This is a genomic window from Acidovorax sp. 106, from assembly GCF_003663825.1.
In the GTDB taxonomy this organism is placed as follows: Bacteria; Pseudomonadota; Gammaproteobacteria; order Burkholderiales; family Burkholderiaceae_C; genus Acidovorax.
The window spans coordinates 3,277,244-3,299,231 of sequence record NZ_RCCC01000001.1 but is presented as its reverse complement, the minus strand read 5'-3'; the positions used below and the strand labels follow the sequence as shown (position 1 = coordinate 3,299,231).

22 protein-coding genes and 1 tRNA gene are annotated in these 21,988 nt (G+C 61.9%); 10 read left to right on the top strand and 13 right to left on the bottom strand.

Annotated features, from left to right (window positions below; all coding sequences use genetic code 11):
* Positions 1-100: 100 nt before the first annotated feature.
* Together C8C98_RS14730 and C8C98_RS14725 are read right to left on the bottom strand one after the other, a co-directional pair.
* Complete coding sequence (locus C8C98_RS14730; RefSeq protein WP_233574555.1) at positions 101-547, bottom strand: hypothetical protein; 447 nt, start codon at positions 545-547, stop codon at positions 101-103.
* A gap of 7 nt (positions 548-554) precedes the next feature.
* Positions 555-3,008: a UvrD-helicase domain-containing protein gene (locus C8C98_RS14725; protein ID WP_121454881.1), complete on the bottom strand. Its 2,454-nt coding sequence runs from the start codon at positions 3,006-3,008 to the stop codon at positions 555-557.
* A gap of 38 nt (positions 3,009-3,046) precedes the next feature.
* Between C8C98_RS14725 and C8C98_RS14720 the strand changes: the two genes are divergently transcribed.
* Together C8C98_RS14720 and C8C98_RS14715 are read left to right on the top strand one after the other, a co-directional pair.
* Positions 3,047-3,763 (top strand): hypothetical protein, encoded by a 717-nt coding sequence (locus C8C98_RS14720; RefSeq protein WP_121456285.1) that lies wholly within the window; start codon positions 3,047-3,049, stop codon positions 3,761-3,763.
* A gap of 203 nt (positions 3,764-3,966) precedes the next feature.
* On the top strand, positions 3,967-4,944 hold the full coding sequence (locus C8C98_RS14715) for a GMP reductase (protein WP_121454880.1): 978 nt from the start codon (positions 3,967-3,969) through the stop codon (positions 4,942-4,944).
* Positions 4,945-5,101: 157 nt separating this feature from the next.
* Here C8C98_RS14715 and C8C98_RS14710 read toward each other — a convergent pair whose 3' ends face one another.
* On the bottom strand, positions 5,102-5,983 hold the full coding sequence (locus tag C8C98_RS14710; RefSeq protein ID WP_121454879.1) for an alpha/beta hydrolase: 882 nt from the start codon (positions 5,981-5,983) through the stop codon (positions 5,102-5,104).
* A gap of 94 nt (positions 5,984-6,077) precedes the next feature.
* Between C8C98_RS14710 and C8C98_RS14705 the strand changes: the two genes are divergently transcribed.
* The 3 genes from C8C98_RS14705 (at position 6,078) to C8C98_RS14695 (ending at position 8,524) form a co-directional block, all read left to right on the top strand.
* Complete coding sequence (locus tag C8C98_RS14705; protein WP_121456284.1) at positions 6,078-6,998, top strand: NAD(P)-dependent oxidoreductase; 921 nt, start codon at positions 6,078-6,080, stop codon at positions 6,996-6,998.
* Between the two features lie 80 nt (positions 6,999-7,078).
* Positions 7,079-7,154, top strand: a tRNA-Lys gene (locus C8C98_RS14700).
* Positions 7,155-7,258: 104 nt separating this feature from the next.
* A complete protein-coding gene (locus C8C98_RS14695; RefSeq protein WP_121454878.1) occupies positions 7,259-8,524 on the top strand; it encodes a multidrug effflux MFS transporter in 1,266 nt (421 codons plus the stop codon).
* Here C8C98_RS14695 and C8C98_RS14690 read toward each other — a convergent pair.
* The 3 genes from C8C98_RS14690 to orn all read right to left on the bottom strand — a co-directional run bounded on the left by C8C98_RS14690 (position 8,521) and on the right by orn (position 12,903).
* Entirely contained in the window at positions 8,521-9,942 is a 1,422-nt protein-coding gene (locus C8C98_RS14690) for a sensor domain-containing diguanylate cyclase (protein WP_121456283.1), read from the bottom strand. The genes C8C98_RS14695 and C8C98_RS14690 overlap by 4 nt on opposite strands.
* Before the next feature lie 203 nt (positions 9,943-10,145).
* The gene (locus C8C98_RS14685; RefSeq protein ID WP_121454877.1) at positions 10,146-11,999 is read right to left on the bottom strand and encodes a DEAD/DEAH box helicase; all 1,854 of its coding nucleotides are present in this window, start codon (positions 11,997-11,999) and stop codon (positions 10,146-10,148) included.
* 325 nt (positions 12,000-12,324) lie between these two features.
* Positions 12,325-12,903, bottom strand: a complete 579-nt coding sequence (orn, locus tag C8C98_RS14680) for an oligoribonuclease (RefSeq protein WP_121456282.1) — start codon at positions 12,901-12,903, stop codon at positions 12,325-12,327.
* Positions 12,904-12,940: 37 nt separating this feature from the next.
* Here orn and C8C98_RS14675 point away from each other — a divergent pair, with 37 nt between their 5' ends.
* The 3 genes from C8C98_RS14675 to rsgA are packed head-to-tail and all read left to right on the top strand — an operon-like array spanning position 12,941 to position 15,552.
* Positions 12,941-14,248 carry a M48 family metallopeptidase gene (locus tag C8C98_RS14675; protein WP_233574553.1) on the top strand — a complete coding sequence of 436 codons (1,308 nt, stop codon included), beginning with the start codon at positions 12,941-12,943 and terminating at the stop codon, positions 14,246-14,248.
* Positions 14,245-14,586, top strand: coding sequence for a 4a-hydroxytetrahydrobiopterin dehydratase (locus C8C98_RS14670; RefSeq protein WP_121454875.1), 342 nt, complete (start codon positions 14,245-14,247; stop codon positions 14,584-14,586). Before C8C98_RS14675 ends, C8C98_RS14670 begins: the two co-directional genes overlap by 4 nt.
* Positions 14,587-14,604: 18 nt before the next feature.
* A complete protein-coding gene (gene rsgA, locus C8C98_RS14665; RefSeq protein WP_099658467.1) occupies positions 14,605-15,552 on the top strand; it encodes a ribosome small subunit-dependent GTPase A in 948 nt (315 codons plus the stop codon).
* Between the two features lie 51 nt (positions 15,553-15,603).
* On the opposite strand, the gene C8C98_RS14660 is transcribed toward rsgA, so the two are convergent.
* The 6 genes from C8C98_RS14660 to rpsP form a co-directional block, all read right to left on the bottom strand.
* Entirely contained in the window at positions 15,604-16,593 is a 990-nt protein-coding gene (locus tag C8C98_RS14660; protein WP_099658466.1) for a CobD/CbiB family protein, read from the bottom strand.
* Positions 16,594-16,636: 43 nt separating this feature from the next.
* Positions 16,637-17,353, bottom strand: a complete 717-nt coding sequence (locus C8C98_RS14655; RefSeq protein WP_233574552.1) for a CoA pyrophosphatase — start codon at positions 17,351-17,353, stop codon at positions 16,637-16,639.
* A 175-nt stretch (positions 17,354-17,528) separates the two neighbouring features.
* Entirely contained in the window at positions 17,529-17,909 is a 381-nt protein-coding gene (gene rplS, locus C8C98_RS14650) for a 50S ribosomal protein L19 (RefSeq protein ID WP_099659077.1), read from the bottom strand.
* A gap of 129 nt (positions 17,910-18,038) precedes the next feature.
* Complete coding sequence (gene trmD / locus C8C98_RS14645) at positions 18,039-18,797, bottom strand: tRNA (guanosine(37)-N1)-methyltransferase TrmD (protein WP_121454874.1); 759 nt, start codon at positions 18,795-18,797, stop codon at positions 18,039-18,041.
* Positions 18,798-18,835: 38 nt separating this feature from the next.
* Positions 18,836-19,405, bottom strand: a complete 570-nt coding sequence (gene rimM / locus C8C98_RS14640; protein ID WP_121454873.1) for a ribosome maturation factor RimM — start codon at positions 19,403-19,405, stop codon at positions 18,836-18,838.
* Between the two features lie 73 nt (positions 19,406-19,478).
* On the bottom strand, positions 19,479-19,730 hold the full coding sequence (gene rpsP / locus C8C98_RS14635; RefSeq protein ID WP_010463504.1) for a 30S ribosomal protein S16: 252 nt from the start codon (positions 19,728-19,730) through the stop codon (positions 19,479-19,481).
* A gap of 136 nt (positions 19,731-19,866) precedes the next feature.
* On the opposite strand from rpsP, the gene C8C98_RS14630 reads away from it, so the two are divergent.
* Positions 19,867-20,388: a GNAT family N-acetyltransferase gene (locus C8C98_RS14630; protein ID WP_121454872.1), complete on the top strand. Its 522-nt coding sequence runs from the start codon at positions 19,867-19,869 to the stop codon at positions 20,386-20,388.
* 19 nt (positions 20,389-20,407) lie between these two features.
* On the top strand, positions 20,408-20,854 hold the full coding sequence (locus C8C98_RS14625) for a TM2 domain-containing protein (protein ID WP_121454871.1): 447 nt from the start codon (positions 20,408-20,410) through the stop codon (positions 20,852-20,854).
* A gap of 116 nt (positions 20,855-20,970) precedes the next feature.
* Here the strand turns inward: C8C98_RS14625 and C8C98_RS14620 are convergent, their stop codons facing one another.
* Positions 20,971-21,981, bottom strand: a complete 1,011-nt coding sequence (locus C8C98_RS14620) for an inorganic phosphate transporter (RefSeq protein WP_121454870.1) — start codon at positions 21,979-21,981, stop codon at positions 20,971-20,973.
* Positions 21,982-21,988: the final 7 nt, after the last annotated feature.

The following is a 21,988-nucleotide window of genomic DNA, read 5'->3' as shown; positions in this document are numbered from 1 at the left end:
CGTTGCCCTGTGCGCGAGAGCGTCGCCTGGTCAGCACGCAGTGGCTGGAGGATCGGGCGTTTGTTTGAACGGGCTGGCGATGAGAGGCTGATGGCGACAACTACCGGGCAGGCTGCTTCAGCGCCTGCCAGGCCTGACGCAACGAGCCCTGGTACAGCCACCCCAGCCCACACATGCCATACAGCGACAGCGATGCGGGAAAGTTCACATCCCGCATCAGGGCCAGCGCGGCGGGGTCTTTCAAAGACCAGTAGAGGGCGTAGCAGCCGTCCACAGTCAACCAAGCCAGAAACAGCGCCAACGGCAAGGCGCGCCAATGGCGCCGCACCAGTACCCGCAGGCTCCAGGGCGCGGTGGCGTAGGCCAGCAGCCCCATGATGAAGCTGATGGGCACGTCCCAGTCTGGGGCGGGCGTCAGCTCTGCTCCCAACAGCAGCAGGCCAATGCCCAACGCCAGCGTGGCCAGCTTCCATGGCCGCAGGCATTCACGCCACTGCGTGCGCCATTGCAGATCGGGCGGAAGTGCCATGCTTGGCAAGCGCTTCATGTCAGCGTCAGTCCACCACCGTCAGCTTGGCCACACTCAACGCTAGCCATTTGGTGCCGTGGCGCGGGAAGTTGACCTGGGCGCGGGCGTCGTCACCCGTGCCTTCAATGGCCAGCACTTTGCCTTCGCCAAACTTGGTGTGGAACACGGCAATGCCTGCGCGCAGGCCGTGCGAGGGTGCGGCTTTTTGCGGGGGCACGGGGGGGCTGGCAAAGGTTTCAGACTTGAAGCCAAAATTGCCTCTAGCGCTTGATCCATAAGCGCTGCCAGCTCCTGAATTAGGAGCATAGGCGCCAAAACCCTGCTGCTTGGGCGTGATCCACTTGAGGCACTCTTCGGGCAATTCGTCAAAGAAGCGGCTCTTGACGTTGTAGCGCGTCTGGCCGTGCAGCATGCGCGTTTGCGAGTGGCTGAGGTACAGGCGCTTGCGGGCACGGGTGATGGCCACGTACATCAGGCGGCGCTCTTCTTCCAGGCCGTCGCGGTCGCTCGACGCGTTGTCGTGCGGGAACAGGCCCTCTTCCATGCCGCCGATGAACACACCGTCGAACTCCAGGCCCTTGCTGGCGTGCACGGTCATGAGCTGCACGGCGTCTTGCCCGGCCTGGGCCTGGTTGTCGCCGGCCTCAAGCGCAGCGTGGGTGAGGAAGGCGGCCAGGGGCGAGAGGGTTTCGCCCGTGTCGGCGTCGACGATGCCCGCTACGGCGGGCTTCAAAGGCTCGTCGAGCATGGGGGCGTTGGGGTTGATCCCTTGGCTAACCACGCTTTGGGTGAGCGGTGTGCCATGCTCGTCCAGCGGCAGCGCCACCGCGTCGCGGCCAAAGCCTTCCTGGGTGACAAAGCTCTCGGCGGCGTTAACGAGTTCCTGCAAGTTCTCGATGCGGTCGGCGCCTTCTTTTTCGGTGCGAAAGTGCTCGACCAAGCCGGTGGTTTCAAGCACCTGCTCGATGATGCTGCGCAGATTCTGCCCTTCAGTCTGCTCACGCAGCACGTCGACCATGGCAACGAACGCCTTGAAGTTGGTTCCAGCCTTGCCGGGCACGGCGCTCACGGCGTCGTGCAACGAGCAGCCAGCGGTGCGGGCGGCGTCTTGCAGCACCTCAATGCTGCGCGCGCCAATGCCGCGCGGCGGAAAGTTGACCACGCGGGTGAAGCTGGTGTCGTCGTGCGGGTTCTCCAAAAGGCGCAGATACGCCAATGCGTGCTTGATTTCAGCGCGCTCGAAAAAGCGCAGGCCGCCGTACACGCGGTAGGGCACGCTGGCATTGAACAGCGCCGATTCGATCACCCGGCTTTGCGCATTGCTGCGGTAGAGCACGGCGATTTCCTTGCGATCAAACCCGTCGCTGCGAACCAGTTGCTTGATCTCATCGACCATCCACTGCGCCTCGGCCAGGTCGGAGCTGGCCTCGTACACGCGCACGGGCTCGCCTGCGCCCTGCGTGGTGCGCAGGTTTTTGCCCAGGCGGCGGCTGTTGTGGCTGATGAGGGCGTTGGCCGAGTCGAGGATGTTGCTGTAGCTGCGGTAGTTTTGCTCGAGTTTGATCTGGCGCTGCACATCGAACTCGCGCACGAAGTCGGTCATGTTGCCCACGCGCGCGCCACGAAAGGCGTAGATGCTCTGGTCGTCGTCGCCCACGGCAATCACGCTACCGCGCGCCTCGTAGCGCCCGCCCACGTCGTTGCCCGCCAGTTGCTTGAGCCAGGCGTATTGCAGCTTGTTGGTGTCCTGGAACTCATCGACCAGGATGTGGGCAAAGCGGCGCTGGTAGTGCTCGCGGATTGGGTCGTTGTCGCGCAGCAGCTCGTAAGAGCGCAGCATCAGCTCGCCAAAGTCCACCACGCCTTCGCGCTGGCATTGTTCTTCGTAGAGCTGGTAGATCTCGACCTTCTTGCGGGCGTCACTGTCGTGCGCTTCCACATCTGCAGGGCGCAGGCCTTCTTCCTTGCAATTGGCAATGAAGTACGACAGCTGCTTGGGCGGAAAGCGCTCGTCGTCCACGTTGTGCTGCTTGCACAGGCGCTTGATGGCCGAGAGCTGGTCTTGCGTGTCCAGAATCTGGAAGGTCTGCGCTAGCCCCGCCGCCTTGTGGTGGGCGCGCAAAAGCCGGTTGCACAGGCCGTGGAAGGTGCCAATCCACATGCCGCGCACGTTCACGGGCAGCATGGCCGAGAGGCGGGCCACCATCTCCTTGGCGGCCTTGTTGGTAAAGGTGACGGCCAGGATGCCGCCGGGCGTGGCGTGCCCGTTTTGCAGCAGCCAGGCGATGCGGGTGGTGAGCACACGGGTCTTGCCCGAGCCCGCGCCCGCCAGGATCAGCGCGTGGCCTGCGGGCAGGGTGACGGCGGCGAGCTGTTCGGGGTTGAGGTTGTGCAACAGGGGCGAGAGGCCCGCCGCAGCGGCCGGGGCAGGGGGCGCGCCGCTGTCGGGCGCGTCCGAGAACATATCTTGTGGGAACATGTGCCCATTGTAGAAAGCCACCCCACCCCATGGCCCGCATGAAACCCCTTGCCTTTGTTGCCAGCACGTTTGCCACAGCCGTCCTGGCATGCCACGCACCCTACGCGGCAGCCCAGGCCAGTTGCAGCAGCGATGGCACCGTGCGCCCCACTGCGCTGTTTGAACGCTTCATCAGCGCCGACTGCGAGGCCTGCTGGGCCGACCCGGCGGCGCCTGCGCCATCGGCAACGACCACCGTGGTGCTGGACTGGATCGTGCCCAGCGCGCAGGGAGATGACGCGCCACTGTCTGCCGCAGCCACCAGCGACGCCGTGCAGCGCTTGCAGGCGCTGGGCCGCCCGGCTCCGGCCGGCACCGATGTGGCGGTGTCGCCTGTGCAGCCCCCTGCCCGCCCGCTGCGCCTGCGGGTGGCCAACGGGCCGCCCATCAATGACTACCTGGGCACGGGCATTGCGCTGGCCCGCCCACCCGGCGTGGCGCTGCCCGTTGAAGGCTGGCAGTACCACCTGTTGCTGGTAGAGGCCGTGCCCGCAGGCAGCGACGGCACGGCGGTGGCGCGGAATTTGGTCAGAAACATGCTCTATGGCTCATGGAACCAGCGCAGCCAGCTATCAAAAAATGAGCATTTCCACTGGATGGAGAACCGCCCCATGCGCATCCCCACCGGCGCCCAGCCCGAGCGACTGCACATGGTGGGCTGGCTGCAAGACGCGCAGGGCCGTGTGCTGGCAGCAGCCCAGTCTGTATGCAGGTAATACAGCCGACGTTATGACAAGCACGCCATAGGCGCCTAGAATCAATCACCGGGCCCAAGTTTCTTGACGCCCGGTTTTTTGTGCCTGTGCAACCAGGGTTCGGTGTTGGCTCTTACGCCCTCGCCCACAAGGCCGGTCCCAAGCCAAGCGCCCACCGTGGCAAAAATCCTTTTGCCGCGTCCTTTGATGGAGCTTGGAATCTCATGGAAATCTTCGACTACGACAACGTTTTGCTGCTGCCCCGCAAGTGCCGTGTGGAAAGCCGCTCGGAGTGCGACGCCAGCGTGGAGCTGGGCGGGCGCCGCTTTCGCCTGCCGGTCGTGCCTGCCAACATGAAGACGGTGGTGGACGAAACCATCTGCACCTGGATGGCGCAAAACGGCTACTTCTACGTGATGCACCGCTTTGACCTGGACAACCTGCAGTTCGTTAAAGACATGCACGCCAAGGGCTGCTACGCGTCGATTTCGCTGGGCGTCAAAAAGCCCGACTACGACACGGTGGACCAGTTGGTGGCCCAAGGCATCACGCCCGAGTACATCACCATCGACATTGCCCACGGGCATGCCGACAGCGTGAAGAACATGATTGGTTACCTCAAGCAGCACCTGCCCAAGGCGTTCGTGATCGCAGGCAATGTGGCGACCCCCGAGGCCATCATCGACCTGGAAAACTGGGGCGCCGACGCCACCAAGGTGGGCGTGGGCCCGGGCAAGGTGTGCATTACCAAGCTCAAGACGGGGTTTGGCACGGGCGGCTGGCAGCTGTCGGCGCTGAAGTGGTGCGCTCGTGTGGCCACCAAGCCCATCATTGCCGACGGCGGCATCCGCAGCCACGGCGACATTGCCAAGAGCATCCGCTTTGGCGCCAGCATGGTGATGATCGGCTCGCTGTTTGCGGGCCACGAAGAATCACCCGGCAAGACGGTGGAGGTGGATGGTGAGCTGTTCAAGGAGTACTACGGCTCGGCCTCAGACTTCAACAAGGGCGAGTACAAGCACGTGGAAGGCAAGCGCATTCTGGAGCCCGTCAAGGGCAAGCTGGCCGACACGCTGATCGAGATGGAGCAGGATGTGCAAAGCTCCATCAGCTACTCGGGTGGCACCAAGCTCATGGACGTGCGCAAGGTGAACTACGTGATTCTGGGCGGTGACAACGCGGGCGAGCACCTGCTGATGTAGCGCCCACAGGTGCCGAGGCCTGTGCTACGCCAGGGCGCGTGTAGCGGTCCCGTGCCAAGCCGCTGCACAAGGACCGCCGCGCTGGCGGCATCCCTCATCCGGGCTCAGCGCACGAAAAGGGAAAAGGCGTGCAACGCCGCAAGAAGTGGCCCCTGCTTCACGCGCGCAGCAGGTTCAGCGCCATGTGGTGCAGGTCATGCCCCGGCTTGGCCAGCGCGTCCACAATACTGAAGTGGTGCAGCCCCGGCAGGATCTGGCAGCGCGGCACGATGTGCGTGCCCCAGGCCTCCTGAATCAAACGGGCTTGGCGGGCAAACTCTTCGCTCTCGTCACCGCCCGCCACGCTGTAAAGCAAGCCCTGCGCCGGGGCCTGCAAGCGCGCAGGGCTGGCCTGCAGCACCTGCTGCTCGGTCAAGTGCAGGGTTTGCTGCAAAAACGGGGTGTACATCACGGGCTCCAAATCGTGCACACCCGAGATGGAAAGCACCTTGCGCACCAGGCCATCTGGCAAGCCATTGCCAATGAGTGACCACACACTGGTGAGCAGCAAAGCGGCCAGTTGCCCACCCGCCGAGTGCCCTGCCACGGTGATCCGCTGCGGGTCGCCCCCATGCTGCGCAATGTTGCGCCACACCCAGGCCAAAGCGGCTTCCATCTGCCTGCCGATATGAGGGACGGTGACCGGAGACTCTGGGGTACCGGGGCACAGCGCGTAATTGACGACCACGACGCAGCAACCCTCTTGCGTAAAGGGGGGCGCGATGAAGGAATGGTCCGATTTATCCAGCGAGCGCCAGTAGCCGCCGTGGATAAACACCAGCACAGGCGCCCCCGCGGCGCCGGGGCGTACTGACGGAAAGACGTCCAGCGTCTCGCCAGCCTCTGCGCCAAAAGCCACGTCCAAAACACAGGGCACGTTGGCACGCACTTGCGCCGAATCCTGCGCCCAGCGCTGCAGGTAATCCATGTGGTCAGGCACCAAGGCGCGGTTGTTGTACATGCGCTCTAGCCAGGCGGGGTCATGCAACGGGAGGGACATAGCGTATGGCTCCTTCAAAACAGGCTCCATCATCTTGCCAATGCCCCAAAGCTGCAAGCTACGTGACAGGCTGAACGCACCAAAACGGAACATCATGCGTGCAGAGACAACTCCGCGCGAGATCACAACCATGACCCTTCCTTCGCTCCGCATCGCCGTTTTGGGCATTGGCAACATGGGTGACCCCATCGCCCGCCGCCTGCACCAGGCAGGACACCAGGTGCACGCCTGGAACCGCACCCGCGCGAAGGCAGAGCCGCTGGCAGCCCTGGGTATTGCGGTGCACACCACAGCGGCAGAGGCCGTGCAAGGCGCGGACATGGTAGTGAGCCTGCTGGAAAACGGCTCGGTGGTCGAGCAAGTGCTGTTTGAGCAGGGCACGGCGCAGGCCATGCGCCCTGGCGCGCTGTTGATCGACATGGCATCCATCCAGCCCCGCGAGGCCCGCGACCATGCCGCCCGGCTCGATGAAATGGGGCTGTCCCACCTGGACGCGCCAGTCTCTGGAGGCACCGTAGGTGCCGAAAACGGCACGCTGGCCATCATGGCAGGCGGGCGCCCCGAAGACTTTGCGCGCGCACAGCCTGTGTTTGCCGCGCTGGGCCGCGCAACCCATGTGGGCCCTCACGGCAGTGGGCAACTGGCCAAGCTGGCCAACCAGATGATTGTGGGCATCACCATTGGCGCCGTGGCCGAGGCCCTGCTGTTTGCCGCCAAAGGCGGCGCCGACATGGCCAAGGTGCGGGAAGCCATCCAAGGCGGCTTTGCCGACAGCCGCATCCTACAGTTGCATGGGCAGCGCATGGTCGAGCGCGACTTCGCCCCCAAAGGCCGCATGGCCGTGCAACTCAAGGACATGCGCAACGCGCTGGCCACAGCGCAAGAGATTGGGTTCGATGCTCCCGTCACCGCGTTGTTTGAAGCCCTCTACGCCGACGGCGTGGAGCACGGCCTGGGCGAACTGGACCACAGCGGACTGTTTGTAGAGCTGGCCAGCCGCAACGCGATGCAATAATTTTTGACCTGATTTGCAAAGTGCCTAAAAAGTAGTGCATAATACGAGTCTCTGCAGCGATGCAGACAAATAAAAAGTTTGGGTTCTTAGCTCAGTTGGTAGAGCAGCGGACTCTTAATCCGTAGGTCGAGTGTTCGAGTCACTCAGGACCCACCAAACAAAGCCGCAAGGCAAAAAAGCCGAAGCTACATCGTAGTTTCGGCTTTTTGCTTTTGCGCACGCAAAATCCCTTTCTGCGCCCTCCAACATCCACGCAGGCAATGAACCCACAAGCCGACACGCTCTGGACTGGCCCCAAATGGGCACTGGCCGTTCTCCTCGCCATCCTGGGCATGCTGGGACCCTTCTCCATTGACACCTACATTCCTGCATTTTCAGGCATTGCCACAGCGCTGGGGGCCACCCCCATCCAAATGCAGCAAACGCTGTCAGCCTACCTGTTCGGCTTCGCATTCATGAACCTGTTCCATGGCGCGCTGGCAGACAGCTTCGGACGCAGGCCGGTGGTGCTATGGGGCATTGCACTGTTCACTCTGGCGTCCGCCGGGTGCGCACTGTCGCAAAACATTGGACAGCTGGTTTTTTTCCGCGCAGTACAAGGACTGTCTACAGGGGCGGGCATCGTGGTATCTCGCGCCGTTATCCGCGACATGTTCCCACCCGCACAAGCCCAGCAGGTGATGAGCCAGGTCACCATCTACTTTGGGGTGGCCCCCGCCATCGCACCCATTGTGGGCGGCTGGCTGTTTGTGCACACGGGTTGGCAAAGCATTTTCTGGTTCCTAACCCTGGTGGGGGCTACCCTGTGGATCACCAACTTCAGGCTGCTGCCCGAAACGCTGGCCCACCAACACCGCCAGCCGTTCAATGTGCAACACCTGATGCGCGGGTATTGGGCATTGGGTGCCAGCCCCAAGTTTGTACTGCTGGCCTTTGCCAGCGGCATTCCGTTCAACGGCATGTTTTTGTACGTGCTCTCAGCCCCCGCTTTTTTGGGTGAGCACTTGCAACTCGCGCCCACGCAGTTTTTCTGGTTCTTTGTGCTGACCATCTCCGGCATCATGGGCGGCGCATGGCTCAGCGGACGACTGGCTGGGCGCATTGCCCCCAAGCGCCAGATCAGGCACGGGTTCGTCATCATGTTCAGCGTGGGCATCGTGAATGTTGCGCTGAATTTTCTGATCCCACCCCACCCCGCCTGGGCACTGCTTCCCATCGCCATTTTTGCCTTCGGCTGGGCCCTCATGGTGCCCGTGGTCACCCTGCTGGTGCTGGACCTAGTGCCCGAACGCAGAGGCATGGCGTCGTCATTGCAAGCCTTCGTCGGCTCCACCGCCAACGGAATTGTCGCGGGCGTGATTTCTCCGATGGTCATGCACTCCACGCAAGGCCTGGCCCTGGCATCCTTGTCGATGCTGGGCATCGGGCTCGTGGCTTGGATTTATTTGCACCACCGATGGCCTGAGATCGGAGCCCAAGCCAGCCATCCACCAACCCTCACACCAACCCCAGCAGAAAAGTCCTAGCGCCTGCGCTCTGCACCAATCTGCTGGTAGTAGCGCCTCTTTTCCTCGTACATGGCCTGGTCGGCCTTGTGTAAAGCTGCCTCAACCCCCTCCCCCGACTGACAACAGGCAATGCCTATGGCGAAGCCCAAAGGCTGGCCTGAGTAAAACTGGTTGTTCAGCTCAATCAACGACTGGATGCGCTCACGCACGACCTGGGCCGCGCGCTCGTCCAATCCCGGCAGCAATACCGCAAACTCATCTCCACCCACCCTGGCAGCACAGGCGGGAGCATCCACCGCCTTGGCCAGTACCTCGCCCGCACGGCGCAACATGGCATCGCCTGCGGCATGCCCCTGCTCATCGTTGATGGCCTTGAGACCATTCAAATCAATGGCGATCACTGAAAAAGGCCATGGCCCTTTGCGGGTCAGGCGGTTGAGCTCTTCCGCATAAAACGCACGGTTGCGCAGCTGGGTGAGGACATCGTGCTTGCCCAGATATTCCAAGTAGGCCTCTGCCTTCTTGCGCGCGGTAATGTCCACCAACGACAGCAACACCAGACTCCAATCATCCAGGTGGCTGCCCAGCACAGAGAACTGCATGTGGATGTGCACCGCATCCCCCGACAGGGAATAGTTGGTGACCTCGCGCTGCTGAACCGTCTTGCCATCCCACAGGTCATGCAACTGCTCCGCAAAGGACTCTTGCATCTCCCCCCGAAAAACACGGCCGATGTTGTTGAGCAAATGCTCTTTGGAGGTGGCACCAAACATCTGCAGCGTCTGCTGGTTCACATCGATCACGCGGATTTCTTGCATGCACCGCGAAACAAACTCCGGGTGCACCTTCAAGAAGGTTTTGAAATCGACAATACCCTGAGCACGCACCCCCTCCAGCAACAACTTGATGGCGCTGAAGTCCTCCACCCACAAAGAGACAGGCGAATACTCGAACAAATCCCGCGCGTACTGCTCGCTGCGCCGCAGGCGGGCAGCCCCCTGCACCTGCTGTGTGATGTCCTCCAGGGAGACCAAGACCCGCCCCCAATCCGCCTCGTGGCCCGGCAAGACACGGACGCTGATGCGGACATCAAGCCGCCGACCATCCAGGGCGTAATTCACAGTCTCATTGGTGAACTCCAGCCGCCCCTCCCACATCTGGACCATTTCGCGCACCATGGCGGCGTGCATATCATCCCTGAACACCTGGGCAAGCTGGCCCAGCAACTCCGACTGGCTGGCAGCCGAGAACAAGTCCAGCGTGCGCTGGTTCACACGCAGCACCTTGAGAGACGCACTGCACTGCGAGAGCAGCAACGGATCAGACTGCAAGTGGGCTTGCAAGTCCTCCACCCCCTCAACACGCCAGCGCTCAAACAGCGCCTTCAAGGCACTGTAATCCTCCAACCACAGCGAGACAGGCGCCAGATTGAACATGTGCTCGAAAGCAGCATCAGAAGAGTCGGTGGGCAACACAAGGATTCCTTTCTGCCCCCATTATGTGAGGGGCCACGCCCATCATGCAGGCACAGGCTGGTGCAGCTTGTGATTGCGGGGGCCATGAAAAAAAGGCCGCCTCTCTTGCGAGAGGCGGCCTTTGACCCAAAGCAACCCAGGACCAATGCCTGGGCTACAAAAAATCAACGCGCAGGGCGAGCAGGGCGCTTGCGTGCATCGTGGGGCGCAAACGGCTTGCCACCAGCAGGCTTGGCGAAAGCGGGCTTGCGTGGAGCGAAGTCCCCACGATCACCCCCACGGGGAGCGCCCATGTCGCCTCGGGGGGCAAAGCCACCACCACGCGGGGCATTGTCACCAAAGCCAGGCTTGCGGCCATAGCCCTCACCATCACGGCGCGGAGCGAAGCCACGGTCTTCGCGAGGGGCAAAACCATCGCCACCACGGGGCGCAGGAGCACCACGACCAGCAAAACCGCCACCAAAGCCGCCGCCGAAACCACCACGGTCGTTTCCACCACGATCATTGCCGCCGCGTGCTGGACCACCAAAACGGCGGTCACGGGACTGGTTATCGCGGCCTTCAAAACCGCCCGAACGGCCACGGCCACCGAAGTCGCCACGGGGTGCTTGAGGAGCGCGCTGAGCAGGCTCCAGACCAGGAATCACTTCCGACTTGAATTGCTGACGGCTGTAGCTCTCAATGTCGAAAATCTTGCGGCGGTCACGAAACTCAGCAAACGTGACAGCCAGACCATCACGCCCCGCACGGCCCGTACGGCCAATGCGGTGGGTGTAATCCTCAGCCTTCATGGGCAAGCCGAAATTGAACACGTGGGTGATGGTAGGCACATCAATACCACGCGCCGCCACATCGGTGGCCACCAGGATCTGCACTTGACCACTGCGCAGCGCCATCAGACGGCGGTTACGCAAGCCTTGGCTCAGGGCACCGTGCAGGGCCACGGCCGAGAAGCCGTCTTGCTGCAGGTCGTTGGCCAGGCCATCACATTCCACCTGGGTGCTCGCAAAAACAATGGCCTGATTGATCGATGTGTCGCGCAGCCAGTGATCCAGCAGCTTGCGCTTGTGCTGTGCGTTGTCAGCCCAGTACAGCATCTGCTTGATGTTGGTGTGCTTCTCTTGCGGCGAATCAATGGTCACCTTTTGCACCGACGAACCACCGTCGTGCATCACACGCATGGCCAGCTGCTGGATGCGCGGCGCGAAGGTGGCGCTGAACATCATGGTCTGCTTGCGCTGGGCCGTGAGCTGGTTCAACTCGGCCAGATCGTCCGAGAAGCCCAGGTCCAACATGCGGTCAGCCTCATCCACCACCAAAAACTGCACCTTGTCGAGCTTGATTTGCATCGAGCGCTGCAGGTCCAGCAGACGGCCAGGGGTGGCGACCACGAGGTCAGCGTTCTGCAGCTTGGCGATCTGCAACTGGTAGGGCATGCCGCCCACCACGTTGGCTACGCGCAGGCCACGGCAGTGCTTGACCAGGTCGATGGCGTCGTGTGCCACCTGCTGGGCCAGTTCACGCGTGGGGCACAGGATCAGGGCGCCAGGGGTGGCGGCCTTGAAATTGCGCGAGCTGGTGGGATCCTTGCGCTTGGCGCGCTTGGGAGCAGGCTCGCCGCGCTCAGCAGCTTCGGCCACGGCGCGCTCGAAAGCAGCACGTTCCTCGGCTTCTGCCGCTGCCTGCTGGTTGATCAGCGTGTGCAGCACAGGCAGCAGGAAAGCTGCGGTCTTGCCGCTACCGGTCTGGCTGGAGACCATCAGGTCAATGAACTTGGAAGCATCGCTGCCCATGGCCAGAGGGATGGCCTTGCGCTGCACGCTGGTGGGCTGGGTGTAGCCCAAGTCAGCCACGGCCTGCACAAGCTCAGGCGCCAGACCCAGTTCGACGAAGCCATTGGGCTCGGCAGTGACGGCATCCACAGGCGCATCGGCCACGGCAGTACCAGCCAAAATGTCAGCGGCAAAAGAAGATTCAGCAGGCGCGAATTCGCCCTGCACTTGCAAAGTGTCGGTCATATTTTTCTCACACGAAGCCAGCCGCTGGCAGGCGCCAGCGGTGGTTCCGTCAATGGTTAAAAAACATCAACCATCAAACGAAACCTGCCTTGGCTATACCCGAGGCGGGTGGGCAAAGATCGCAAAGCTCGCGTTGCAATTTGCAACGGGCTTGCAAGCCCAGTGTGTGAGGGGAGATGCACAATCTGCGTCAGAAAACTGCGCAGCCATCAATTATTGCATGGTTGCGGGTTTTCCCGCAATAGGGGAAAGGCAAATTACCTGCAATCACCCCAGGAGTCCATGCGAATCGCGAGGCATTGCCATTCATCCGACAGGCTTGCCATCACACCGAAAGCAAATGGGTACGGTAGTGGGCCAGCTCTTCGATCGATTCATGCACATCCGCCAGTGCCGTGTGCTTTTGCGCTTTCTTAAAGCTGCTGTAAGCCTCGGGCTTCCAGCGCTTGGCCAGTTCCTTGAGGGTGCTCACATCCACGTTGCGATAGTGAAAAAAGCGCTCCAGCTTGGGCATGTAGCGGACGAGGAAACGGCGGTCTTGCCCAATGCTGTTGCCACACATCGGGGCCACACCCTTGGGCACGTATTTGCTCAAGAACGCAAGAATTTCTTCCTCAGCCTGGGCCTCCGTCACCTGGGACGCCTTGACTTTGTCGGTCAGGCCACTGCGGCCATGCGTGCCACGGTTCCAGGCATCCATCTTGCCCAGTTGCTCATCAGACTGGTGGATCACAATCACCGGGCCTTCAATGCGCGGCTCCAAATTGGGGCCAGTGACCACCACGGCAATTTCCAGCAATCGGTCGTTTTCAGGGTCCAGGCCGGTCATCTCACAGTCCAGCCAGACCAGATTTTGGTCTGATTTGGAGAGCGCGGCGGGGATAGGGGTGTTAGCTTCTGACATGGGCCGCATTGTCGCCGATGGCCTAAACTCGCCGCACATGGCAGCCCTCGACACCCCCTCCCCCTCCCTGCTTCTGACCCTGCTATTTGCCCTGGCCGTCAGTGCGGGCATGCTCCTCAAGCTGTGGCTTGCATCCAGGCAAATCCGCCACGTGGCGCGACACCGCAGCGCCGTACCACAGGCCTTCGCCGCGCGCATTGGCCTGGCGGCCCACCAGAAAGCCGCTGATTACACGTTGTCAAAGACACGCCTGGAGTTGCTAGAGCTGGCCTTGGGCACGGCCGTGCTGTTGGGCTGGACCTTGCTGGGCGGACTGAGCCTGCTCAACCAAGCCCTGCTGCAGTGGCTGGGGAGCGGCATGTTGCAACAACTGGCGCTGCTGGCGGCCTTTGTGCTCATCAGCGGGCTGATCGATCTGCCGCTATCGCTGTACAAAACCTTCGTGCAAGAAAAGCGGTTTGGGTTCAACCATGTGACCGCCAAGCTTTGGCTGGTCGATCTGTGCAAATCCACACTACTGGGTGCTGCCATTGGACTGCCGATTGCCGCAGCTATTTTGTGGCTGATGGGCCAGGCAGGTGCCTACTGGTGGGCTTGGGCCTGGGGGGTGTGGATAGGTTTCAATCTGCTGCTCATGGTGATTTTTCCCACATTCATTGCACCGCTGTTCAACCAGTTCAAGCCCCTGGAAGACGACGCCCTGAAGCAGCGCGTATCTGAGCTGATGCGGCGCTGCGGCTTTGCAGCCAAGGGGCTTTTTGTCATGGATGGCAGCCGCCGCAGTGCCCACGCCAATGCGTACTTCACGGGCTTCGGCGCAGCCAAGCGGGTGGTGTTTTACGACACCCTGCTGCGACAGCTCACCCCCGGCGAAGTTGAGGCCGTACTCGCGCATGAGCTGGGCCACTTCAAGCACCGCCACATCGTGCAGCGCATCGTGAGCCTGTTCGCCTTCAGCCTGGTGGGCTTCGCCCTGCTGGGCTGGCTGTCCACCCAAGCCTGGTTCTACACCGGGCTGGGGGTGCTGCCGTCCATGGGGCTGCAGGCCGATGGCACAGCGGCGCCCAACGACGCGTTGGCGCTGCTGTTGTTCATGCTGGCAACACCGGTGTTCACCCAGTTCATCTCTCCCCTCTTTTCACAGCTCTCGCGCAAGCACGAGTTCCAGGCAGATGCCTATGCCGCATCGCAAACACAGGCGGCAGACCTGTCATCGGCGTTGCTCAAGCTGTATGAGGACAATGCGTCCACACTGACGCCCGACCCCATCTACGTGAAGTTCTACTACTCCCACCCACCCGCTTCCGAGCGGCTGGCCCGACTCCCTCTCACCACCACACCATGACCTCCATGCTGAAGAAAAAAGACTGGTCAACGCAGACCCGTCGGGCGCTGAAAGCTCCTGAAGTTGTAGCAAAACTGGCCCAACTCGAAGGCTGGAGCCTGAGTGGCGATGGCGCCGATGTGGCCATCGAAAAGACCTACCGCTTTGCCAACTATTACGAAACCATCGCGTTCGTGAACGCGGTCGCCTTTATCGCCAACGCGCAAGACCACCACCCCGACCTGTCGGTGCACTTCAACCGCTGCGTGGTGCGCCTCAACACCCATGATGTGCAGGGCATTTCGATCACCGATATCGAATGCGCAGCGCAGTTTGACGGCCTGCTGGTGCTGGCATGACCCGCACCGGCTTGAACCATGGCTGAGCGCAGCGCCCTGATGCAAGGCACCGTGGTGGCCAGCCATGGTCGCCACTGCGTGGTGGAAACGCCCGATGGCCAGCGCCGCATTTGCCACCCTCGGGGCAAGAAAAGCCAAGCGGTGGTGGGCGACCACGTGCTGTGGCAAGCCGCCCCAGCCGGGCAGGGAGACGAAGGGACCATCGAGAAAGTGCAGGAGCGGCGCAACCTGTTCTATCGCCAAGATGAGATCCGCACCAAGTCTTTCGCCGCCAACATCGATCAGGTGCTGATCCTGATCGCTGCAGAGCCCGTGTTTTCAGAAAGCCAGTTGGCCCGCGCACTGATCACCGCAGAAGCCACCCATATCACACCGCTGATTGCACTGAACAAAAGCGATCTGGTGGAGCCCTTTGCGCGCGCCTGGGCGCGGCTGCAACCCTATCGCCACATGGGTGCGGAGGGCAAACACTACGGGGTGCTCCCTCTGTCGCTGACGCAGTCCAGCGACGTGGATCGCAATGCCCTCATGGAACACCTTAAGGGCAAGACCACCTTGGTGCTCGGCCCCTCAGGCTCCGGCAAAAGCACCTTGATCAACCTGCTGGTGCCCGGCGCTACGGTGCTGACGGGCGAAATCTCCCAGGCGCTGAACTCTGGCAAGCACACCACCACCAGCACCCACTGGTACTGGGTGGATGCAGAGCGCACCACCGCCCTGATTGACTCACCAGGGTTTCAAGAGTTTGGGTTGCACCACATCGCACCCATGCAGCTCGCCAGTTGCATGCCCGATATTGCAGCCCATGCCACGGACTGCCGGTTCTACAACTGCACCCATTTGCACGAACCGGGCTGCGGTGTTTTGGATGCATTGAAAAAGCCGACCGAGCAAGGTGGAATCAGCGCAACACGCTACAAAATATATAGCGATTTATTTGCAGAACTGAGCCAGCCGCGGTACTAATGCCCAGAGCACAGCGCCCACCCCGGGCTGGGCAAGCGCTGGCAGCGACCTTCAGCCCAGCAGGCGGGCCAAAGTCAGCAGGGCCAGCAGCAGCATCCACACCACCACCGAGCGCCACACCAAGCCTACGACGCTGCGCAGGTGGCCCACCTCGGGCGCCACGCCCGGGGTGGAATCGCTGTCGCCCAGGTCGGCATCCATCTCCAATCCCTGCTGCGCAGCCATCGCATCCACGCGGGCCTTCAAAGCCTCACCGCCCAGGCGGACATTGATGGCCCCCGCCGTGGCAGCCAGCACCACCCCGTCGTTGTCGTTGGGGAAGCGCTGGGCATGGAAGCGCCAGCCCTCAATCGCCTCCTCAAAACTGCCGACCACCGCGAAGCTCAGCGCCGTCAGCCGCGATGGCAACCAGTCCATGGCCCACCAGGCTTTGGCCGAGGCCTGTTGCAGCGCCTCGCTGGCCGACTGGCCAGCCGCATGGTGGCGCGGGTGCCAGTACCGAGAGACAAACTCAGCCATGCGGTACAGCACCGCACCGGTAGGGCCGAGCCCCACAGCCGCCAGAATCGAGAACCAGGCCAGAACTCCGAACACGTGCCGGTGGGCCGCAATGACCGAATACTCGATCACATGGCGCACGATCTCGCTGCGCGGCAGCATGCCGACATCCACCTGCTGCCAATGCGCCAAACGCTCCCGGGCAGCGTCTTCCTGCCCTTCCTCCAAGGCATCACGAATGCCCGTGAAGTGGTGGCTGAACTGGCGAAACCCCAGCGTGATGTAGAGGACCGCCACGCTCCAGAGCACGGCGAAAGGCCAGCCCAGCCCCCACAGCAACGCCCAATGGATGGCCAGGGTAATCAGCGCCGGCAAAACCACGGCCAGGCTCCAGGCCACCCAGCCGTGGTGGGTCTTGCCCGCATCGAAATTGCGACTCACAGACAATGCCCACGCGCGCAGCCCGGCGTGGATGGGATTGCTTCTGGACAGGGGGCGTGCCTGCTCGATCAGCAGAGCGAACAGGATGGCAAAGAAACTCATGGGACCAATGATAACGGGCTGCCAGTCACGCCATCCGCCATGGTCAGGCACTCAAAAATCGGTACAGATTGCGCAGCATGCCCGCTGTCGCTCCCCAGATGAAGCGGTGCTGCCCCCCATCGTCATACGGCATGGAGAACCACTGCCGATGAATACCGCCAGCCTCAAAGACATGGTGGCGGTGGTGGGCCGGGTTCATCAAAAACGCCAAGGGCACCTCAAACACATCGGCCACTTCGTGGGGATTGGGCTGCAACTCAAAATCTGGCGCCACCAGCGCCACCACCGGCGAGATGATGAAAGAGGAGCCCGTGACGTAGGTGGGCAGTACGCCGAGCACTTCGGCATAGGCAGCGGCCAGCCCAACCTCCTCATGCGCCTCCCTCAGGGCCGCGTGAGAGGGGCTGGCGTCTTCAGGATCGGTCCGCCCGCCCGGAAATGCCACCTGCCCCGAATGCGTGGACAGGTGCGCTGTGCGCTCCGTCAGCAACACCATGGGCTGCTCACGCTGCACGATGCCCACCAACACAGCCGCCTGCGCTGGCGCGCGACTGGCATAGGGTTTCTCCAGCACCACTTCGGGCGCCCACACGGGCGGGTTTGCAAAGCGCTGGCGCAAGGCGGTTGCCGTCAACGCGGCCGCATTGACAGAGGGCAAATGGGCATCCACCTGGGTGACAGGCACTTTGCGCGGATCAAAGTCAGGGATCGCACTCAGCGCAACAGCAGCAGGGGGTTCAGAGCGGTGGGGTGTGTTCACAGCAAGCAAAAGCCAAGACAGAGAGAGCGCAGGAAAGCGGATGCGGCACAACCCCAGTCGGCGCGAAAAAATCCGGGGGCCGCACCGCCGCACCTTGATTCGGAGACAGAAATGAAAAAACCGCTACAGGCCAAGGCACTGTAGCGGTTTGCAGCATCCGAGAATGCCTGGCGCCTTATGCGGCGACAGCTGCAGCCTTGCGCGAAGGCAGCTTTTCCTTGATACGTGCCGACTTGCCGCTGCGGTCACGCAGGTAGTACAGCTTGGCACGGCGCACGTCACCACGGCGCTTGACTTCGATGCTGGCGATCAGCGGGCTGTAGGTTTGGAACGTACGTTCCACGCCTTCGCCGCTGGAGATCTTGCGCACGGTGAAGCCGCTGTTCAGGCCGCGATTGCGCTTGGCAATCACCACGCCTTCGTAAGCCTGCACACGCTTGCGGGTACCTTCCACCACATTCACGCTCACGATGACGGTGTCACCAGGGGCGAATTCGGGGATGGTCTTGTTCAAGCGGGCGATTTCTTCCGCTTCCAGGGTCTGGATCAGGTTCATGTTGATATCCAACGATCTTGTCCGCGCCAAAAATGGCTGCGTCGGGATTGACGTTCAGGGTTTTGCCAAGGTTTGCATCTTGCACAAAACGGCCGGCCAGAGGATCGAAAAGCCCCCCATTATAGCCAGTCAGCGCAATTTGGCCAATACCGCTTCGTCTGCAGGCTTGAGCGAGCCTGCGGCGCGCGCCGCGTCAATCAGGTCCGGGCGATGCTGGGCGGTGGTCAGCAGCCGCTGGTCACGGCGCCAGCGCTCGATCTGGACGTGGTGGCCTGACATCAAAGGCGCCGGAACCGCCCTGCCCGCCCATTCTTCGGGGCGGGTGTAGTGCGGACAATCCAGCAAGCCATCCAACGCAGGATTGAAGCTGTCGAGCTGGTGGCTGCCCTCGTCATTGAGCACACCAGGCTGCAGTCGGGTGACCGCATCCAGCAAGGCCAGGGCCGCAATCTCCCCCCCAGACAACACGAAATCGCCCAGGCTCAGCTGCACCCCCACATGGGCCTCGATGAAACGCTGGTCAATGCCCTCATAACGACCGCACAGCAAAACAGCCCCGGCGCTGGCAGACCAGCCCTCTACTTCGGCATGGTTGAGCCTGCGCCCAATGGGAGAAAACAGCACCAGGGGCACCTGGGCTTCTGGCGCCTCGTTGCGCTGCGCGCGAATGTCTGCCAGGCAGCGCTCCAAGGGTTCGGCCATCATCACCATGCCGGGGCCACCGCCAAAGGGGCGGTCGTCCACCCGGCGGTAATTGCCTTGCGCGTAGTCACGCGGGTTCCACAAGCGCACGTCCACTTGGCCAGTGCTGTAGGCACGGCGCGTCACGCCAGCCGCAAGGAAAGGCGCAAACAGCTCCGGGAACAGGGTGATGACATCAAAGCGCATGAAAGACCACCTCAGAGGGACAAGGCAAAGCGGTCGCTTCAGTAGTCCGGCTGCCAGTCCACGGTGATGCGCTTCTCGGGCAGCTCCACCTTGTCCACAAAGGCCGATACAAAGGGAATCATGCGCTCCTGCGCCTTGCCGTCTTGCTCATAAGCCAGCACCAGCAAGGTTTGCGGGCCTGTAGAGAGCAGCTCACGCACTTCACCCAGGGCAATGCCCTCGCGGTTGATGACCTGCAGGCCAATCAAGTCCACCCAGTAATACTCGTCACTGCCCGTAGACGGAAAACTGGAGCGCGGCACAAACACGCGCGCGCCGCGCAATGCCTCTGCGGCGTCACGGTCATCCACGCCTTCCGCCCAGGCCACCACGGTGTCGGAATGGTCCTTGGCTTGGCGGATCTTGAGCAGCAACGTGCCAGAGAAGGTTTTGGCTCCGCGCTCTGAGGGCTGCAGAAACCAGCGTTTGGCCGAAAACAGGGCCTCAGGGCTAGTGCTGTGGGGCAAAACTTTGAACCAGCCCTTGACCCCCCAGGCGTCGGCAATGCGCGCAACCTCGACGGCATCTTCGGGCAGATCAATCGGTTCGAGCGTGAGGGAGGTGGCCATGTTGGGATCAGACAAAAAGAAAAGGGCGGGATCCGCCGGGAAAACCCACGGAGCCCGCCCTTTTCAGGGGACTTTAAGCAGCCTTCTTGGCGGCTTGCTTGATCAGACGGTCCACGGTAGGCGAGGACTGGGCGCCCACGCTCTGCCAGTACGTCAGACGGTCTTGCACGATGCGCAGGCCTTCTTCGGTTTCCTTGGCTGTAGGGTTGTAGAAGCCAATGCGCTCGATGAAGCGACCATCGCGACGAACGCGCTTGTCAGCCACAACGATGTTGAAGAAAGGACGGCCCTTAGAGCCGCCGCGGGAGAGTCGAATGACGACCATGATTTATCCTTCGGGTGGTGAGCCAGCGTCAAAATGCGCAGGCCACGGAAATTTCGCAACGTTTGAGACACGCGACATGACCACCCGGCCAGCGACACGCTGCAAAGCCTGCAATTATATCCACAACCCTTTCCGTATGCCCACCATCCGCCCCAGCACTGACGCCGATATCGCCGCCATCACCGCCATTTACACCCACCACGTACTGCACGGGACAGGCACCTTCGAGATCGAGCCCCCCTCCGAATCCGACATGGCCACGCGCCGAGCCGATGTGCTGGCGCGCCAACTGCCCTGGATCGTTGCAGAAAAGAACGGTGAAATTCTGGGATTTGCCTACGCCAACTGGTTCAAGCCCCGCCCGGCGTACCGCTTTTCGGCCGAAGACTCGATTTACGTGGCCGAAGCCGCTCGCGGCATGGGCGTAGGCCGCAAATTGCTGGCAGAACTGGCCGTGCAGGCAGAGGCGGCCGGTGTGCGCAAGCTGCTGGCGGTGATTGGCGATTCGGCCAACGCGGGCTCCATCGGTGTGCACCGCTCGCTGGGCTTCACGGACGTGGGCATCATGCGATCGGTTGGCTGGAAGTTTGGCGCCTGGCGCGACATCGTGCTCATGGAAAAGGTGCTGGGCGCTGGCGACACGACTTCACCCGAATAAATTCTCCGCTGAGGCCCGCATGAAAAACAAAACCGTCGCCGCTTGGCTGGCCTTCCTGGGTGGGCCGCTGGGTCTGCACCGTTTTTACTTGCGCGGTCTGTCGGACACGCTGGGCTGGATGCTGCCCATCCCCACGGCGCTGGGACTGTACGGTATTCAGCGGGTGCAGCAGTTTGGCCAGGACGACCAGTACAGCTGGGTGCTGATCCCGCTGCTCGGGTTCACCATTGCGGGCTGCGCGCTGCAGGCCATTTGGTATGGATTGCAAACACCCGAGAAGTGGAACGCCCGCTACAACCCCATTGCCCCCGCAGAAGCCGCCCCCGGCCAAACCCGCTGGCTCACCATTGGCGCCATTGTGGTTTCGCTACTGATAGGCACCACGGTGCTGATGGCCAGTTTGGCATTCAGCTTCCAGCGCTACTTTGAATACCAGATCGAGGAAGCGCGAAAGATATCGCAGTAACCCCAACGGTGGCCCCAGACACTGGAGCCCCAAACAAAACGCCCTGTTCGGCCATCAACCAAACAGGGCGTTAGCGCTTTATCAGCAAGCGCAAGCAGCTCTTATTTTTATAGCAATCAGAACAGCTGCAAGCTGATCCAGTACGCAATCGCAGCGACGAACGCGCTGGCCGGAATCGTCAAAATCCAGGCCCAAATGATGTTGCCCGCCACGCCCCAGCGCACGGCGCTGGCACGCTGGGTGGAGCCCACGCCCACAATGGCGCCGGTGATGGTGTGTGTGGTGGACACAGGAATGCCCAACGTCGTCGCCAAAAACAGCGTCAAGGCACCGCCCGTTTCCGCACAGAACCCGCCCACCGGCTTGAGCTTGGTGATCTTCTGGCCCATGGTCTTGACGATGCGCCAGCCACCAAACATCGTGCCCAGACCAATGGCCAGATAGCAGCTGATGATGGTCCACAAAGGCGGCGAGGCATCAGAGGCCGCAGAGTAACCCGTCGCAATCAACAACAACCAAATGATGCCGATCGTCTTTTGCGCGTCGTTACCGCCATGCCCTAGGCTGTAGGCGCCAGCGGACACCAGTTGCAGGCGGCGGAACCACTTGTCCACCTTGCTTGGCCGGGTGCGCCGAAAGATCCAGGCAACGGCCACCATCATCAAAGAGCCCAACAAAAAGCCCAACAGCGGCGAAACAAAGATGAAGGCCACCGTCTTCAGAATGCCAGCAGAGACCAGTGCACCCGCGCCCGCCTTGGCAATCACCGCTCCCACGATACCGCCGATAAGGGCATGCGAGGAACTGCTGGGGATTCCGTAGTACCAGGTGATCACATTCCAGCTGATGGCACCCACCAGTGCGCCGAACACCACATGGGTGTCCACCACACCAGGCTGCACGATGCCCTTGCCCACCGTAGCCGCCACGCTCAGGTGAAAAATGAAGATCGCCACAAAATTGAAAAAAGCAGCAAACAACACCGCCTGGGCGGGCTTGAGAACACCGGTGGAAACCACCGTGGCAATCGAGTTGGCCGCGTCATGAAACCCGTTCATGAAATCGAACAGGAGCGCTAGCGCGACGAGCAGCATCACAACCCACAGGGCTGTTTGTACGGTTTCCATATCAGTC